The 15,241-nt window shown below is 55.2% G+C and carries 13 protein-coding genes and 2 pseudogenes; 4 read left to right on the forward strand and 11 right to left on the reverse strand.

Annotated elements, in window-relative coordinates; genetic code table 11:
* Positions 1-33 precede the first annotated feature (33 nt).
* Positions 34-429: pseudogene (locus H3L92_RS09315) on the forward strand (transposase); the annotation flags it as partial.
* 32 nt (positions 430-461) lie between these two features.
* Here H3L92_RS09315 and aspS read toward each other — a convergent pair.
* The 4 genes from aspS to rpsT all read right to left on the reverse strand — a co-directional run bounded on the left by aspS (position 462) and on the right by rpsT (position 4,851).
* Complete coding sequence (gene aspS / locus H3L92_RS09320; protein ID WP_085365563.1) at positions 462-2,270, reverse strand: aspartate--tRNA ligase; 1,809 nt, start codon at positions 2,268-2,270, stop codon at positions 462-464.
* 142 nt (positions 2,271-2,412) lie between these two features.
* Entirely contained in the window at positions 2,413-3,111 is a 699-nt protein-coding gene (locus H3L92_RS09325; RefSeq protein ID WP_085365564.1) for a DUF502 domain-containing protein, read from the reverse strand.
* Positions 3,112-3,209: 98 nt separating this feature from the next.
* The gene (locus H3L92_RS09330) at positions 3,210-4,352 is read right to left on the reverse strand and encodes a phospholipase A (RefSeq protein ID WP_085365565.1); all 1,143 of its coding nucleotides are present in this window, start codon (positions 4,350-4,352) and stop codon (positions 3,210-3,212) included.
* A gap of 235 nt (positions 4,353-4,587) precedes the next feature.
* Positions 4,588-4,851, reverse strand: a complete 264-nt coding sequence (rpsT, locus tag H3L92_RS09335; RefSeq protein WP_085365566.1) for a 30S ribosomal protein S20 — start codon at positions 4,849-4,851, stop codon at positions 4,588-4,590.
* A gap of 315 nt (positions 4,852-5,166) precedes the next feature.
* Between rpsT and H3L92_RS09340 the strand changes: the two genes are divergently transcribed.
* Complete coding sequence (locus H3L92_RS09340) at positions 5,167-6,318, forward strand: ABC transporter substrate-binding protein (RefSeq protein WP_085365568.1); 1,152 nt, start codon at positions 5,167-5,169, stop codon at positions 6,316-6,318.
* Between the two features lie 405 nt (positions 6,319-6,723).
* Here H3L92_RS09340 and H3L92_RS09345 read toward each other — a convergent pair whose 3' ends face one another.
* The 5 genes and pseudogenes from H3L92_RS09345 to H3L92_RS09365 form a co-directional block, all read right to left on the reverse strand.
* Positions 6,724-8,088, reverse strand: coding sequence for an ATP-binding protein (locus H3L92_RS09345; protein WP_245945419.1), 1,365 nt, complete (start codon positions 8,086-8,088; stop codon positions 6,724-6,726).
* Positions 8,085-8,746, reverse strand: a pseudogene (locus H3L92_RS09350) (response regulator). The gene H3L92_RS09345 and the pseudogene H3L92_RS09350 overlap by 4 nt, the downstream one beginning before the upstream one ends.
* A gap of 107 nt (positions 8,747-8,853) precedes the next feature.
* Positions 8,854-9,411, reverse strand: coding sequence for a cytochrome b/b6 domain-containing protein (locus tag H3L92_RS09355; RefSeq protein WP_115336209.1), 558 nt, complete (start codon positions 9,409-9,411; stop codon positions 8,854-8,856).
* A 96-nt stretch (positions 9,412-9,507) separates the two neighbouring features.
* Positions 9,508-9,777, reverse strand: a complete 270-nt coding sequence (locus H3L92_RS09360; protein ID WP_085365571.1) for a PepSY domain-containing protein — start codon at positions 9,775-9,777, stop codon at positions 9,508-9,510.
* 243 nt (positions 9,778-10,020) lie between these two features.
* Positions 10,021-10,212 (reverse strand): hypothetical protein, encoded by a 192-nt coding sequence (locus H3L92_RS09365; RefSeq protein ID WP_143824322.1) that lies wholly within the window; start codon positions 10,210-10,212, stop codon positions 10,021-10,023.
* Between the two features lie 29 nt (positions 10,213-10,241).
* Between H3L92_RS09365 and H3L92_RS09370 the strand changes: the two genes are divergently transcribed.
* Positions 10,242-11,834: a phosphoethanolamine transferase gene (locus tag H3L92_RS09370; RefSeq protein ID WP_085365572.1), complete on the forward strand. Its 1,593-nt coding sequence runs from the start codon at positions 10,242-10,244 to the stop codon at positions 11,832-11,834.
* 72 nt (positions 11,835-11,906) lie between these two features.
* Here the strand turns inward: H3L92_RS09370 and H3L92_RS09375 are convergent, their stop codons facing one another.
* Entirely contained in the window at positions 11,907-12,203 is a 297-nt protein-coding gene (locus H3L92_RS09375) for a hypothetical protein (RefSeq protein WP_158088143.1), read from the reverse strand.
* Positions 12,204-12,305: 102 nt separating this feature from the next.
* Positions 12,306-13,814, reverse strand: coding sequence for a DNA recombination protein RmuC (locus H3L92_RS09380; protein WP_085365573.1), 1,509 nt, complete (start codon positions 13,812-13,814; stop codon positions 12,306-12,308).
* A gap of 210 nt (positions 13,815-14,024) precedes the next feature.
* On the opposite strand from H3L92_RS09380, the gene H3L92_RS09385 reads away from it, so the two are divergent.
* The gene (locus H3L92_RS09385) at positions 14,025-14,981 is read left to right on the forward strand and encodes an AEC family transporter (protein WP_085365574.1); all 957 of its coding nucleotides are present in this window, start codon (positions 14,025-14,027) and stop codon (positions 14,979-14,981) included.
* The last annotated feature ends 260 nt before the right edge of the window (positions 14,982-15,241 follow it).

A 15,241-nucleotide genomic window follows, 5' to 3' on the forward strand; every position in this document is an offset into this window, starting at 1 on the left:
TGGTAAGGGGGAGTAAAGTTCGGAATTCTTATTTTAATTCACTATAACCGGCTGCTCGATTGGCAGCCCGTCTAACAACTGCTCAACCGGCAGAAGACCCGTTACATCCGCAACCACCGGGGCCACTCCGCCTATCCGCTACTGCCCATGCTCAAAGCCGTATTGCCCGGCCAATGGCACAGCCTCTCTGATCCGGAATTGGAACGCTGTCTGGCTTTCTATTTCTTCTGCGGTTTCGATGACATCACTTTACCCGACCACAGCACCCTCTGCCGTTTCCGCAATTGACTGGCACAAGATGACACCTTGGCCGGGCATCCCGGACTGATTAATCGCCAGCTGACCGAAAAAGGCTTAAAAATAGAGAAAGCCCCGGCGGCAGTGATTGATGCCACAATCATCCAAACCGCCAGCGGCAAACAGCCTCAGGTTGAGACCTTGGTGAAATACCGGCTATCCCATTAAGCCTCTTTGCTCTCAGCCGCTTTCTGGCGCAGGCGCAGGCTTAATTCGCGCAGTTGTTTGTCGTCCACCGCATTGGGGGCGTTGGTGAGCAGGCATTGGGCACGCTGGGTTTTCGGGAAGGCGATGACGTCGCGGATGGATTCGGCACCGGTCATCAGCGTAACCAAGCGGTCGAGGCCGAACGCCAAACCGCCGTGCGGCGGTGCGCCGTATTTCAGGTTGTCCAGCAGGAAGCCGAATTTGTTTTGCTGCTCTTCGGGGGTGATTTTCAGCGCGGCAAATACTTTTTCCTGAATCTCGGCGCGGTGGATACGGATGGAGCCGCCGCCGATTTCCCAGCCGTTGAGCACCATATCATAGGCGCGGGCGAGGCAGTTTTCGGGGTCGCTTGCCATCAGGTCTTCATGGCCGGGTTTGGGCGAGGTGAAGGGGTGGTGCATGGCGGCGTAGCGGTCGTTTTCTTCGTCGTATTCGAACATCGGGAAATCGACCACCCACAGCGGGCGCCATTCGTCGGTGAAATAACCGTTTTCGGCGCCGTGTTCGTGGCCGATTTTGATGCGCAGCGCGCCGATGGCTTCGTTGACAATCTTGGCTTTGTCGGCGCCAAAAAAGATGATGTCGCCGTTTTGTGCGCCGGTTCGGGCGATGATTTCTTTCAGGGCGTTTTCAGACAGGAATTTCACAATCGGCGATTGCAGGCCGCTGTCTTCGCCGTTGGAAAGGTTGGTTACATCGTTCACTTTGATGTAGGCCAAGCCTTTGGCGCCGTAGATGCCGACGAATTTGGTGTATTCGTCGATGTCTTTGCGGGAGAGTTTGGCGCCGCCGGGTACGCGCAGGGCAACTACGCGGCCGCCTTTCATATCGGCGGCGGCACGGAACACTTTGAATTCTTCCGATTTCATCAAGTCGGTCAGCTCGGTGAATTTCAGGCTCACGCGCATATCGGGTTTGTCGGAACCGTAGTAGAACATGGCTTCGCGGTATTCCATACGCGGGAAATCAGCCAATTCTACGCCCAAGGCATCTTTAAACACCTGTTTGGCCATGCCTTCGGTGATGCCCATGATTTCGTTTTCGCTTAAAAACGAAGTTTCGATATCGATCTGGGTGAATTCGGGCTGGCGGTCGGCGCGCAAGTCTTCGTCGCGGAAGCATTTGGTGATTTGGTAGTAGCGGTCGAAACCGGCCACCATCAGCAACTGTTTGAACAGTTGCGGCGATTGCGGCAGCGCAAAAAATTCGCCCGGGTGTACGCGGCTGGGCACAAGATAGTCGCGCGCGCCTTCGGGGGTGGAGCGGGTGAGCATCGGCGTTTCGATGTCGATAAAGCCTTGTGCGTCGAGATAGCGGCGCACGCCCATTGCCACTTGGTAGCGCAGGCGCAGGTTGCGCTGCATGGCGGGGCGGCGCAAATCGATAACGCGGTTGGTTAAACGCACGTTTTCGCTCAGGTTTTCGTCGTCGATTTGGAACGGCGGCGTGGCGGCGGCATTCAGCACTTCGATTTCTTTGGCCAGAATCTCGATTTTGCCGGAAATCATTTTATCGTTGGTGGTGCCTTCGGGGCGGTTGCGCACCCGGCCGGTGATGCTCAAAACGTATTCGTTGCGGGCGGAATCGGCGGTTTGGAAGGCTTCGGGGGTGTCGGGGTCAACCACCACCTGCACGATGCCTTCGCGGTCGCGCAAGTCGATGAAAATCACGCCGCCGTGGTCGCGCCGGCGGTGCACCCAGCCTTTGACGGTAACGGTTTGGTCTAGGTATTGCTCGTTAATCAAGCCACAATAATTGGTACGCATAAATAAAGCCTTCGGTTTGTTTTCGTTTGATTTTCTGACAAATGTGTTAAACGGTATCGGCAGGCCGTCTGAAAAGATGCCGCAACGCAGCGGTTGCGCGGTTTTTTTTCAGACGGCCTGCAATAAAAATATTGCCTTGCGCTTATTCTTGCCCTTCGGGGTTTTCAGACGGCCTCTGCGCATCGGGCAGGGCTTTTACCGGCAGCTCGTCCGGCACCACCATGCCCAGCGAAATCACATATTTGAGCGCGTCGTCTACGCTCATGTCCAGTTCGCGCACATCGCTTTTTTTCACCATCACATAATAGCCGCCGGTGGGGTTGGGCGTGGTCGGCACGTAAACGGAAAGGTATTCTTCGCCGTTATCGAGGCTGCGCGCCACCGCGCCCGCCAAACTGCCCGACACGAAAGCGATGGTCCAGATGCCCGGCTGCGGAAACGGCACCAAAACGGGGGTTTTGAACGACCGGCTGTTGTCGGACAACAGCGATTCGGAAACCTTTTTCACGCTGGAATAAATCGACTTCACCACGGGAATGCGGCCGAGCAGGTTGTCCCACGCGGCAATAATCTGCTTACCCAGCACGTTGGCGCCGAACAGGCCGGTTACAAACAGCACCACCACGGCCACAATCACGCCCAAACCGGGAATGTTGAAGCCCATCAGGCTGGCCGGCTGCCATTTTTCGGGCAAAAGTTGGAAGAGTTGGTCGGATGCGGAAACGATATAGGTTATCACCCATACCGTTACGGCTATCGGCAGCCACACCAAAATGCCCGTAATCAGGTATTTTTTCAATGCCTTAGAGATGCCGCCGCTTTCAGCCGCATTTTTTGCCATATCGGTATTCCATATGTGGTGAACGGTAAATACCGCCCGAACGCGCCATTATACGCGCTCGGGCAGTAAGAAACGAGTGTTTGCCGCGAATCGGGTGTTTAAAAGCCGTCCCAATCGTTGAGCATTACGCCGAAGCCTATGCTGTTGTGCTTGTAGTTGTAGTCCAACAGGCTTTCGCCGTAACCGTGGTAGCCCTGCACATAGGCTTTGAGCTTGCCTTTGAGCGGAAAGGTGTAGTCGGCCTGCACGCCGCCTTTGCCGGTTTTGGGGTTGTAGCGCATGGTGGCGGCAACGGTTTGTTTGTCGTTGAAACGGTATTGCAGTTTCAAATCGCCGTAACCCATATAATCGGTGATATCGGGGTTGTCGTCATTGTCGCCGCTTTGGTCGAACGCGCGCACCCACAACCGCGGAATCACGGTCAGCTTGCCCCATTCCATGCCCGCCATGCCGTATAAGCGGTTCCATGAGCGCGACATCGGGCGGCTCTGGCCGTTGGACTGGTGCACGAAGCCCAAGCCGAGCATACGCAGCTTGCCGCCGCCGGGCAGGTCGGCCTTCACGGGCTGGGTGATGAAAACTTCGGGCGAATAATCGTTGTTGCGGAACGGGGCAGACTCTTCGCCCTGGTTCCACAACTGCCAGTGAGCGGTTTGGGTGTAGCCGAACCACACGTCGGAGCGGGTGCGGAACAAATCTTCCAGCAGTTTGGTTTTGAACGACACCTGCATTTTCGCTTCCAGCCGCTTCTGGTCTTTGGCGCGGACATCGTCGGTTACGCCGCGCGTAGATGTTTCGGGATAACGGTTGGGGCTGCTGTTATACCAGGCGGGCAGCAGATACATGGGATTGTGTTCGCGCACCGACAAAATGCCGCGCACGTCGTTTTGGTCCAAATCATACATCAGGCTCAGCGGCGTATAGGCATCGGCCGCATCGAGCAGGGCTTCGGTGGGTTCGCTGCCGGCGTCGCTTTGGCTGAACACAACCGTAGGCTCTTTTTTGGCCAAACTCGTATCCACCGACTTCACCAAATCCACCGCCTTGGGCGGCTGCTTTTCGGCCACCGGCGGTGTTTGCGGCGGAAATTGGGCGGCATAGATTTTGTCGAAACAGGCCAGCCGCAGGGCATTGTCCTGTATCAGCGTGCATTGCAGCGCGGCATTGCTGTTTTCGGCGAATGCGGCGGAAGAAAAGGCCGCCAAGCCGGCGCCGGCTGCAACGAAATGTTTCCAATTCATACGGGTTACCTTTGGGCGTGTCGGGTATGTTCAGGCCGTCTGAAACCATTGCTGCTCAAATAGTTAAGACGAATTTCGCACCGGTTTCAAGGCCGTTCGGCGGTCTAATTTACCCCCGCGCCAAACAAAAAGCAAATGCCCCGAAAGGCTCGATATCCGCTCTTCAGGGGCATTGTATTCAAGCAACGTTCCGCTTTCCGCCGTGGCGGAATGCAGACACTGCGCCGGAACCGGGTTAGGCCAAAGCTTTGATTTTGGCAGACAGGCGGCTCTTGTGGCGGGCTGCTTTGTTTTTGTGGTAAATGCCTTTGTCGGCAATACGGTCGATTACTTTTACCGACTCTTGGTAAACCGCTTGTGCGGCGGCTTTGTCGCCGGCTTCAACCGCTTTCAATACTTTCTTAACCGCAGTGCGGAAGGCAGTACGCAGGCTGGCGTTGTGGGCACGTTGTTTAACCGACTGGCGGGCACGCTTGCGGGCTTGTGCGCTGTTGGCCATATTGAATGTCTCCTGATAAAAATCAAAATTTAATTTCGTAAACGCGTAATTTTAAATACTTAGCCTTATCTGTGCAAGTGTTTTCACCGACTGCCGCTTTCCGTTTGCAGAAGCCTGCCCGAAAAACGACAGCCCCGCCGCCGCCTGCCGTTTTCAGACGGCCTTCGCCCGCTTCATGCGGCCATGCGAAGAAATCGTGCATATCACTTTGATTTTTATTAAGCATTCCTTTACAATAGCCCGCGCCGCCGCCGGGGTTTTTATGGGGCAGCGGTTTTTCGTTTATTCAACCCTTTCATTAGGAAACCAACCCGTATGAAAAAATCTGTATTAGCCGTTATCGCAGCCTTGTCTTTGGCAGCCTGCGGCGGCCAAAGCGAGCAAAAACCCGCCCAACCTCAAGCAGATGCAGGTTCTGCCGCTGCTGCCACCGACGGCCTGCCCGCTACCGATACGCTCAATATCTACAACTGGTCGAACTATGTTGACGAGAGCACTGTTGAAGACTTCAAAAAAGCCAACAATTTGAAGCTCACTTACGACCTGTATGAAAACAACGAAACGCTGGAAGCCAAAGTGCTGACCGGCAAGTCGGGCTACGACCTGGTGGTGCCCGGCATCGCGTTCCTTCCCCGCCAAATCCAAGCGGGCGCTTATCAGAAAATCCATAAAGATTTAATCCCCAACTATAAAAACATCGATCCCGAGCTTTTGAAAATGCTCGAAACCGCCGATCCGGGCAACGAATACGCCGTGCCTTATTTTTCAGGCGTGAACACTTTGGCCATTACCGCCAAGGGCAAAGAAATTTTGGGCGGCCAACTGCCTGAAAACGGCTGGGATCTGCTGTTCAAACCCGAATACACCAACAAGCTGAAATCATGCGGCATCGCCCTGTGGGACACGCCGTCTGAAATGTTCCCTATCGTGTTGAACTATTTGGGTAAAGACCCGAAAGGCAGCAATGCCGAAGATATCAAAGCGGCAGCCGGCGTGTTGCAGGCCGTCCGCCCCGACGTGAAACGCTTCAGCCCCTCGGTTATCGACGAGCTGGCACGCGGCGATGTGTGTTTGGCGGCCGGTAACGGCGGCGACCTGAATATGGCCAAAGCGCGTTCCGAAGAAGTGAAAAACAACGTCGGCATCGAAGTGCTCACCCCCAAAGGCATGGGTTTCTGGATTGAATCGTGGCTGATTCCCGCCGATGCGAAAAACGTGCTGAATGCACACAAATACATCAACTACACCCTTGACCCCGAAATTGCCGCGAAAAACGCCAAAGCCGTAACCTTCGCTCCGGCCAGCCTGCCTGCACGCGAGAAACTGCCGAAAGAACTGGTGGCCACCCGTTCCATCTTCCCGACTCAGGAAGACATGAAAAACGGCTTCGTGATGCCGCAGATGGAAGGCGATGCGAAGAAACTCACCGTCAACCTGTGGCAGAAAATCAAAGTGGGTTCGAACTGATCAACCGGTATGGTGAAACATACGGTAACGGCTGCGTTTATACGCAGCCGTTTTTTATATAGTAAAACCACTTGAGGCCTTTGCAAAATTCATTTAGGCCGAGACCTTTGCAAAATTCAAATTGCTATCTAAAAATCTGAACTCCGTCATTCCCGCGTAGGCGGGAATCCAGACGCTTGGCATCCAAGTATTCGTTTAATCAATGCTTCAATATTTCCATCTGGATTCCCGCCTACGCGGGAATGACGGTATTTAAGCATTTCAGACGGCCTTAAGGTATTTTTGCAAAGGTCTCTGTTTGCTTGGCAACCGTTACGTCATGCTCGGGCTTGACCCGAGCATCTTTTTTTCAAAAGAAATAACAGATACCCGGGTCAAGCCTGGGCATGACGGCGGCAGGGTGTTTCAGACGGCCTTTTCCAAGCCCGCACACAAACCGCCCTCGGGGCGGTTTTGCAAATCCAGCCGCAGGCCGTGCAGGGCGGCGATGCTTTCTACAATCGACAAGCCCAAACCGCTGCCCTGCTGGGTTTGGCCGGCGGGGCGGTAGAAGCGTTCGCAGATGCGCATCATGTGTTCGGGGGCGATGCCCGGCCCTTCGTCGCACATGCAGATGCCGTCGCGGTTGAGGGTTAGCGACACGCGGCTGTTTTCGGGGCTGTAACGCACGGCGTTGTCGAGCAGGTTGCGCAGCATCAGCTCGAGCAATACGGCGTTGCCGCGCAGGGGCAGGACGTTTTCGATGCCGCAGGGGCTGTTCAGTTGCAGGCGCACGCGCTTTTCGCGGGCTTGCAGGTTGGCGCTTTTCAGGGCTTGGTGGGCAATCTGCTGCCAGTTGACGGGTTCGGCATCGGGCACTTCGCTCAAGGGGTCGATGCGCGACAACACCAAGAGCTGCTCGGTCAGGCGTTGGGCGCGGGCGATGCTTTCGTGCATTTTGGCCAAGTGGTAGGGCTGTTCGCGCTCGTTACTCAGGGAGAACACTTCGGCCTGCACTTTGAGGGCGGCCAGCGGGCTGCGCAGTTCGTGGGCAGCGTCGGAGGTGAAGCGGCGTTCGCGGCCGATGGCGGCCGACACGCGCGTGAGCAGGCCGTTGAGCGACTGCACCATGGGCAGGGCTTCGACGGGCACATCTTCGGATACGGCGTGCAGGCTGTCGGCATCGCGGGTGCGCAGTTCGGCGGAAAGCTTGTCGAGCGGTTCCAGGCCGCGGCGTATGCCGTAGTGAATCAGAAAAAACAGCGCGGGCAGTGCCAGCAGCGATACGGCAAACTGCGCCCATAAGGCGCTGATCAGGGTGGAAAAGCGTTCTTTCAGCCGTTGCGACACGGCCACGGTGTGGCCGTCGACTTTATCGTGCAGGTAGAGATAGCGCCATGAGCCGCTCTGCCAAACGGGGCCGCTGTTGCTGAAGCCCGAGGCCGTCTGAAAAGGAATGTCTTTGCCGTGGCGGTCGGCAATCAGCCGTGTGCCGTCTTTATCCCACACGGCGAAACCGTGGTTGTTGCTTTTGGCATCGCCGTGGTTGCTGGCGAGCAGGGTTTCGATATCGACGATATTGCGCACGGTGTCGTTGTCGTGCGACACCTGCATCAGGGTTTGGGCAAGCTGGGCCATCTGGCTGTCGGCGGCTTCGTTGATTTCGTGCAGCGAGGAGAGGCTGCCGGCGGTAACCGAAAACAGCCATAAAGCCAGCAGCCCGCCGCTGATATAAACAAACAGGCGGTAGCGCAGGCTGGTGGCGGGATACATATTCCAAAAGAATTTCACGGCGCGGTTCCGATTTGGTAGCCCAAGCCGCGGCGGGTTTGGATAAAGTCTTTGCCGATTTTTTGCGCAGGTTGTGGATGTGCACTTCTACGGCGTTGCTTTCGACTTCTTGGTCCCAGCCGTAGAGTTTGTCTTCGATTTGGGCGCGGCTGTGGATGTGTTTGGGTTGCGAGAGCAGCATTTCGAGCAGAACGTATTCGCGCTGGGTGAGGGTGAGCGGCTCGCCGGCCAGCTCGGCGGATTTGGCGGAGGTGTCGAGCTTCAGCCTGCCGTATTCGATCAGCGAAGCGGCGCGGCCTTGGCTGCGGCGCACCAGTGCCGACAGGCGGGCGGTAACTTCGTCGAGTGCGAAGGGTTTGCACAGATAATCATCGGCGCCGCCGTTGAGGCCGGCCAGGCGGTCGGGCAGGGCGTCGCGGGCGGTGAGTATCAGCACGGGCGTGTTGTGCCGCTGCTGCCGCCAGCCGGCGAGAATGTCCATGCCGTCGATGTCGGGCAGGCCGAGATCGAGCACCACGGCATCGTAAGGTGCGTTGGAAAGGGCGTCGCGGCCGTGTTTGCCGTTTTTCAGCCAATCGACGGTAAAGCCGTGTTTGGTGAGGCCGTGATAGAGGCCGTCGCCGATGTGGGGGTCGTCTTCGATTAAGAGGATACGCATGATGGCAGCCTTGTTCGGTTGTGTGTTCGGTGGTGTGTTTTCAGACGGCCTGATGGTGAGGCCGTCTGAAAACTTTATCGGGGGCGCTTAACTGAATGGTTAAGGCTTTAATCTTTATCAAAAATCTGCGGCTGGCCGAAGGCATCGTCGGGCACGTTTTTCTTGCCGGTAATCATGGCGCGCACCAGATTGGTTTTGCTCAGAAACGACATGGCCAGCGCGGCGGTAACGTGCAGGGCAATCAGCGGAATCAGGCTGTCGGCCAGAAAACCGTGGATTTCTTCTACGGTTTCGTCGCCCCAGAAGCGGTCGGTCGTCATCAGGTAGCCGCTCACGCCCAGGCCGACAACCGCCGCCCACAGGGCAAACATCATCAGTGCACCGAAAGGGTTGTGGCCGAGATGGGTGTCGGGTCGGCGGCGTATGATGTTGCTGCCGTGCGCCATCAGGCGCGAGGGGGTGGGGAAAAAGTTGCTGAAACGGGCGTAACGGCTGCCGATAAAGCCCCACAACAGGCGGAAGGCGACAATACCGGCGGCAGTATAACCAACATATTCGTGGATGTCGCTGCCCTCTTCGGTAAACGCCAAGTTCGCCAGCACGCAGGCGGCAAGCCCCCAGTGGCACAGGCGAACGGGTAAATCCCATACTTTAACGGTTTGCATGATACGTCCTTTCTCGGTGTTTCAAGGCCGTCTGAAAAGGTTGTTCAGACGGCCTGCTTGGTTCTGCGTATATAACGGTGTGAAAGCCGTCTGAAATCAATCGTCGATTTCGCTTTTCACGGGTTTGCCGGTTTTGGTGTCGAAATAGATTTCAACTTTCTTGCCTTCTTTGTTTTTGCCGTAGATTTCGTAGCAATTGCCTTTGGTTTGCTTGAATTTCATGATCTGGTAGCCCTGCTGCTTGAGCTGCTCTTGGAATTTGGCGGGCGGAATCTGCTCGTTTTTCGGGTGGGCCGTGCAGGTGGTTTCGGCAAAAGCGGTTAAAGATGCGGCGGCCATCAGGCCGAAAAGGGTTTGTTTCAACATGGTGTGCTCCTTGGGGAAACGGGTTATTCAAAATGATTGATAAGGGGAAAATGAAACAGCATGAGGCCTTGGCAACCCAGCCGGATGCGGATGCAGCTCAAGGCGCAGCAGCGCAGCGAGTGCAGACATAACATATGGTTAGGCAAGCGAGCGAGCAGCGTGCAACGCAGAAATGCGCCGCAGATGGTTGGGTTGCCGAGGTCTCGGTCTCTGTTGCTGTGGTGTTATTAAAACAAACCCGTCTTAAGCAAACCTTAAAGCCGCCGTTTTTTTCAGACGGCCTGAGAATAAAAAGTAATAAATTGATTTTTTTAGAAAATATTTTTCAATCGGGCTGCTAGAAATTTCTGTTGAAGCCGTCTTATCAAAATATTTCCCACCTTTTTTATGCCTTAAGAATGCCTTAATGCCGCCGGCGCACAATCGCGCACTCATTAACCCGACTATCTGAGGCAAGAGTTTCCATGCGCTTCCGTTTTACTGCCAACCGAGCCGTTTTCCTGTTCAGCCTTTATGTTGCCGCCGTGTTCAATATCGGTTATTGGCGGTCGGTTTTCCAAACCGGCGACTGGCTGCTGATACTCACCATGCCGCTGTTTCTGGTGGCTGCCATAAACCTGATTATGCAGCTTTTGTTTTGGCCCAAAGTGCACCGGCTCACCATCCCCCTGCTGCTGCTTACCGGTGCAGGCGCGTCGTTTGCGGTGATGACGCAAAACATTTTTTTCAATGCCGATATGATTCAAAACCTGCTGCAAACCAATCCGGCGGAAGCCGGCGCATGGCTTTCGTGGAAATTCATACTGTGGGTGGCGCTAACCGGCGTGTTGCCGGCCGTGCTGTATGCCCGCTACGGCAAAATCCGGCATACGGCCAAATGGTATAAAGCACTGGGCTGGCGCGTTTTGAGCGCAGTCGCATCGCTGGCCGTTATCGGCGCATTGGCGGCAACATCGTATTCGCACTATGCCTCGTTTTTCCGCAACCATTCCAAAATCAGCCACCAGATCACCCCCACCAACCTGATTGGTGCAGGCATCAAAACCGCCCACAGCGCTTACGATGCCAACCGCCCGTTTGAAACCATCGCCAATGATGCCAAACGCCATGCCGCACCGCACGGGCGCAAGCGCCTGCTGGTGTTGGTGGTGGGCGAAACCACCCGCGCGCAAAACTGGGGGTTGAACCCCGGCGCGCCCGACACCACGCCCGAGTTGAAACAAACCGCCGGAGTGATCAACTATCCCGACATATCTTCTTGCGGCACGGCCACCGCCGTATCGCTGCCGTGTATGTTTTCCAATATGAACCGCAACGATTACAACGCCAGCCGCGCCAAGCACCAAGAAAACGTGATGGATGTATTGCAACGCAGCGGCCTCTACGCCTCTTGGCGTGAAAACGACGGCGGCTGCAAAGGCGTGTGCGACCGCATCAAACACATCAATATCGGCGACATCGCCCAAGCAGGCCAATGCGGCAGCGACGGCTGTCTCGATATGGCTCTGCTCAACGGTTTGGAAGAAGAAATCCGCGCGATGAAAGGCGACGGCATCATCGTGCTGCACACCATAGGCAGCCACGGCCCCGCATATTACAAGCGCTACACGCCCGAATTCAAAACCTTCCAACCCACTTGCGACACCAACCAGCTGCAAGATTGCAGCTCCGCAGCGCTGCAAAACACCTATAACAACACCATCCGCTATATCGATCATATGCTGACCGCCACCATCAAACTGCTCGACCGGCAAACCGATACCGACAGCGCCCTGTGGTATGTTTCCGACCACGGCGAATCATTGGGCGAAAACGGCATCTACCTGCACGGCACGCCTTACGCCGTCGCTCTGAAAACGCAAACCCAAGTGCCGATGATTTTTTGGGCGAAGCAGGGCTGGTACCAAGGCAGCGGCGTGTCGGCCGCCTGTCTGAAAAGCAACGCCGGCCGCAGCTATTCGCACGACAACCTGTTCCATTCGCTGCTGGGCGTTTTCGATGTGCAAACCGCAGAATACCGCAAAGAACAAGATATTTTCGCCGCCTGCCGCGCTTGAATCTAAATAGCGGCAAATAAACTGAGACCTTTGCAAAACCATTTTGAGGCCGTCTGAAATGCTTAACTTCTGTCATTCCCGCGTAGGCGGGAATCTAGCCACTTTTTCATAAGTTATTGAAATAAAATACTTGATGATTTTAGGGCTGGATTCCCGCCTACGCGGGAATGACGAGACACAAACGTTTTCAGGTTTGAATTGTTTTTTTGCAAAGGCCTCAAACTTTTTGTGATATTTTTTGAATATTGCAAAGACCGCAGGCCGTCTGAAATCTTTCAGACGGCCTGCGGCTATATAAAAAACAGTCGGCACCACCTCAAGCCCAAGCAAACAAAATCCGCACAAAACACCGATGGCAGACTGCGGCAAATGCTGCCGTATTTCCTTTTTCCCTTCGGGCTACAGTCAGCCAACCTGAGAAAAAGTACACACGCCATACGACGGCTTAATCCGAATAGAATGGAACCATATTTACACGTTCCCTTCCCCGTTTTCCGATTCCGCCTCAGGGGCTTCGAGCATTTCGCCGGCCGCTTTTTCCGCCAGGCTTTTTTCGAGCTGTTTGCTGGCTTTCACGCCCAGTTTGCGCAGTTTTTCGGCGCGGCCGACCAGATTGCCGCGCCCTTCGTAAAGCTGTTTGTAGGCGGCTTGGTATTGGCTTTGCGCCTGCTCGATGTTTTTGCCCACCCCTTCGAGCGTGGTAACGAAGCCCACGAATTTATCGTAGAGCTTGCCGCCTTCTTCGGCGATGGCGAGCGCGTTTTGGTTTTGCTGCTCGTTGCGCCAGATATTAGCCACCGTGCGCAGGGTTGCCAGCAGTGTGCTGGGGCCGACGGGCATAATGCGCTTGTCGAAGCATTCTTGAAACAGGCTGTCGTCGTGCTGCAAGGCCAATAAATAGGCCGGCTCGACGGGGATAAACATAAACACGAAATCGAGCGTGTTCACCCCTTCCAAATCGCTGTATTGCTTGAGCGACAGGCTTTTGATGTGGGCACGCACGCTGGCGGTGTGGGCGGCCAGTTCGCGTTCGGCGGCTTCGGGCGTTTGCGCTTGGGTGTAGCGCACATAAGCCGTGAGCGATACTTTGCTGTCGATGATAATCTGTTTGTTGTCGGGCAGGTTCACAAGTACATCAGGTTGCAGGCGGCGGATGCTGCCGTCTTCTTCGGTGCGCGTAGCAGCCGTCTGAACGAAGTATTCGCGCCCTTTTACCAAACCCGAATTTTCCAACACGGTTTCCAAAATCATCTCGCCCCAATTGCCCTGCGTTTTGTTCTGCGTGCCGGTAAGCGCGTCGGTGAGCGCTTTGGCATCGGCATGAAGCTGGTTGTTGAGGCTTTGCAGGCGTTTGAGTTCGTTTTCCAGAGTCAGCCGCTCTTTGGCTTCTTTTTCATAAGTGTTCTGCACCAGTTCGCTGAATTTGCCCATGCGCTCGTTGAGCGGGGTAAGCAGGCGGTTGATGCTCTCGGCGTTGTGTTCGGTGAAGCGCTTGGTTTTTTCTTCGAGAATCGTGTTGGCAAGGTTTTGAAACTGGTCGGCCAAACTTTGGCGCGCCTCGGCCAGCAGAGCCATTTTTTCTTCGTGGGCGAGGCGCTCCTGCCCGATTTGGGTGTTCAAACGCTCGTAACCGATTCGGCTTTCGGCCAGCGCCTGCTGTAAATCGCGGTAATCGTTTTTCAGACGGCCCAATTCGCTTTCGCGCTCTTGCAGGCTTTCGATATGCTGGCGGGCGGCGGCGAAACGGCTTGATGTTTCTTGCAGCTCGGCACGGATTTCCTGCTCGCGGCGGCGGCTTTCATCCAGCTCGTTTTGCAGCGGCCCGATCTGCGCGGCGCGGGTTTCGGCGGCGGCCAGCTCGGTGTGCAAACGGTGCGCTTGGGCTTGGTGCTTGGCGCGCAGAAACAGCCAGGCAAACAAAACGCCCAAACCGATGCCGGCAAACGCGGCAAACAACAGATAAAGCAGAGTGTCGTTCATACTATATAATATATGTTTCAATATCCGATTAAAGCCGAAGCAGGCGCAAACACCGTTGAGGCCGTCTGAAAACGCCTGCCGCAAAGCCCTTGCGGGGCAGGCGGAATATACCATGTTTCAGACGGCCGGAAACCTCCGCCAAGCCGCCTGACCAACATCATATATAGAGTACCCACTGCCTCCCGCCAACCAACCGGTTCCCACCCATCCATGCAGAATTTTACCGACGCCGTTTTGTTCGCCATCAATGTAACCCTGCCCAGCACCCTGCTGCTTGGCTTCGGCATATTTTTGCGCCGCGCGGCACAAATCAACGAACACTTTATCGCACAAGCTTCCAAACTGGTTTACCTCTACGGCCTGCCGTGTCTGCTGTTTGCCAATCTTGCCGAAAGCAACATCAACTACGGCGAACAAGCCCTGCTGTTGGCGGCAGGAGCCGTATCCGTGCTGGTTTGTTTTGCCGCCGCCGAACTTTACGCATGGAAATTCGTTGCCGATCCGCGCGACAAAGGCGTGTTCGTACAAGGCGTATTCCGCGGCAATTTAGGCATTATGGGCCTGGCATTCGTATTCAACGCCTACGGAGAAAGCGGCGTGGCCGCCGGCGCAGTTTATACCGGCGTGATAACCATATTGTTCAACATCTTGGCAGTTATCACCCTCAGCAGGGCAGAAGGCAGCGGATGGCATAAAAAAGCAGGCAACATTCTCAAAAAAATCTTCACCAACCCGTTGATTCTCGCCATCGTGGCCGCTTTGCTGCTGCAACACTTCCATATTCCCGTACCCAAACCCATTATGAAAACCGCAGGGTATGTTGCCAATATCTCATTGCCGCTGGCGCTGATTTGCGCCGGAGCAGCATTCGATATCCGTTCCATGCTGAAAATGTCGGATATCTCCTTGCAAGCCAGCATCGGAAGATTGTTTGCCGCCCCCGTTATCGCCGTTATCACAGGTTTGGCTTTCGGCCTGAGCGGCGTAGCGTTCGGCGTATTGTTCCTGATGACGGCCACGCCCGTAGCCGCCGCAGCCTATGTGATGGCCAAAGCCATGGGCGGTAACGACACCGCAGCCGCCAACATCACCGGCATCACCACGTTCGGCGCCATGTTTACCGCCGCCGCAGGCATCGTAGCGTTAAGAAGTTTAGGCTTGATGTAGCCGAAACCGTTACCGTTCAAGCCGTCTGAAAACCGATAAAACCTTACGGTGCCGAAAAACAACACAAACTGACAATTTGTTGCAAATGTGCCAAATCTCGCTGGTTTTTTTGTATGGCAATGATTTAAAAGGAATTTGCTTCATGGTGTGGAATAAACCCCACACATTCTGCCAAGTGATGGCGCATTTAAAGCCGATAAAGTTTGTTTTTTTGCAACGAAGCAATTATATTAGCAGACATGAAATCGCTAACCTTGCGA

It is taken from the genome of Neisseria dentiae (genome assembly GCF_014055005.1).
Lineage (GTDB): Bacteria > Pseudomonadota > Gammaproteobacteria > Burkholderiales > Neisseriaceae > Neisseria > Neisseria dentiae.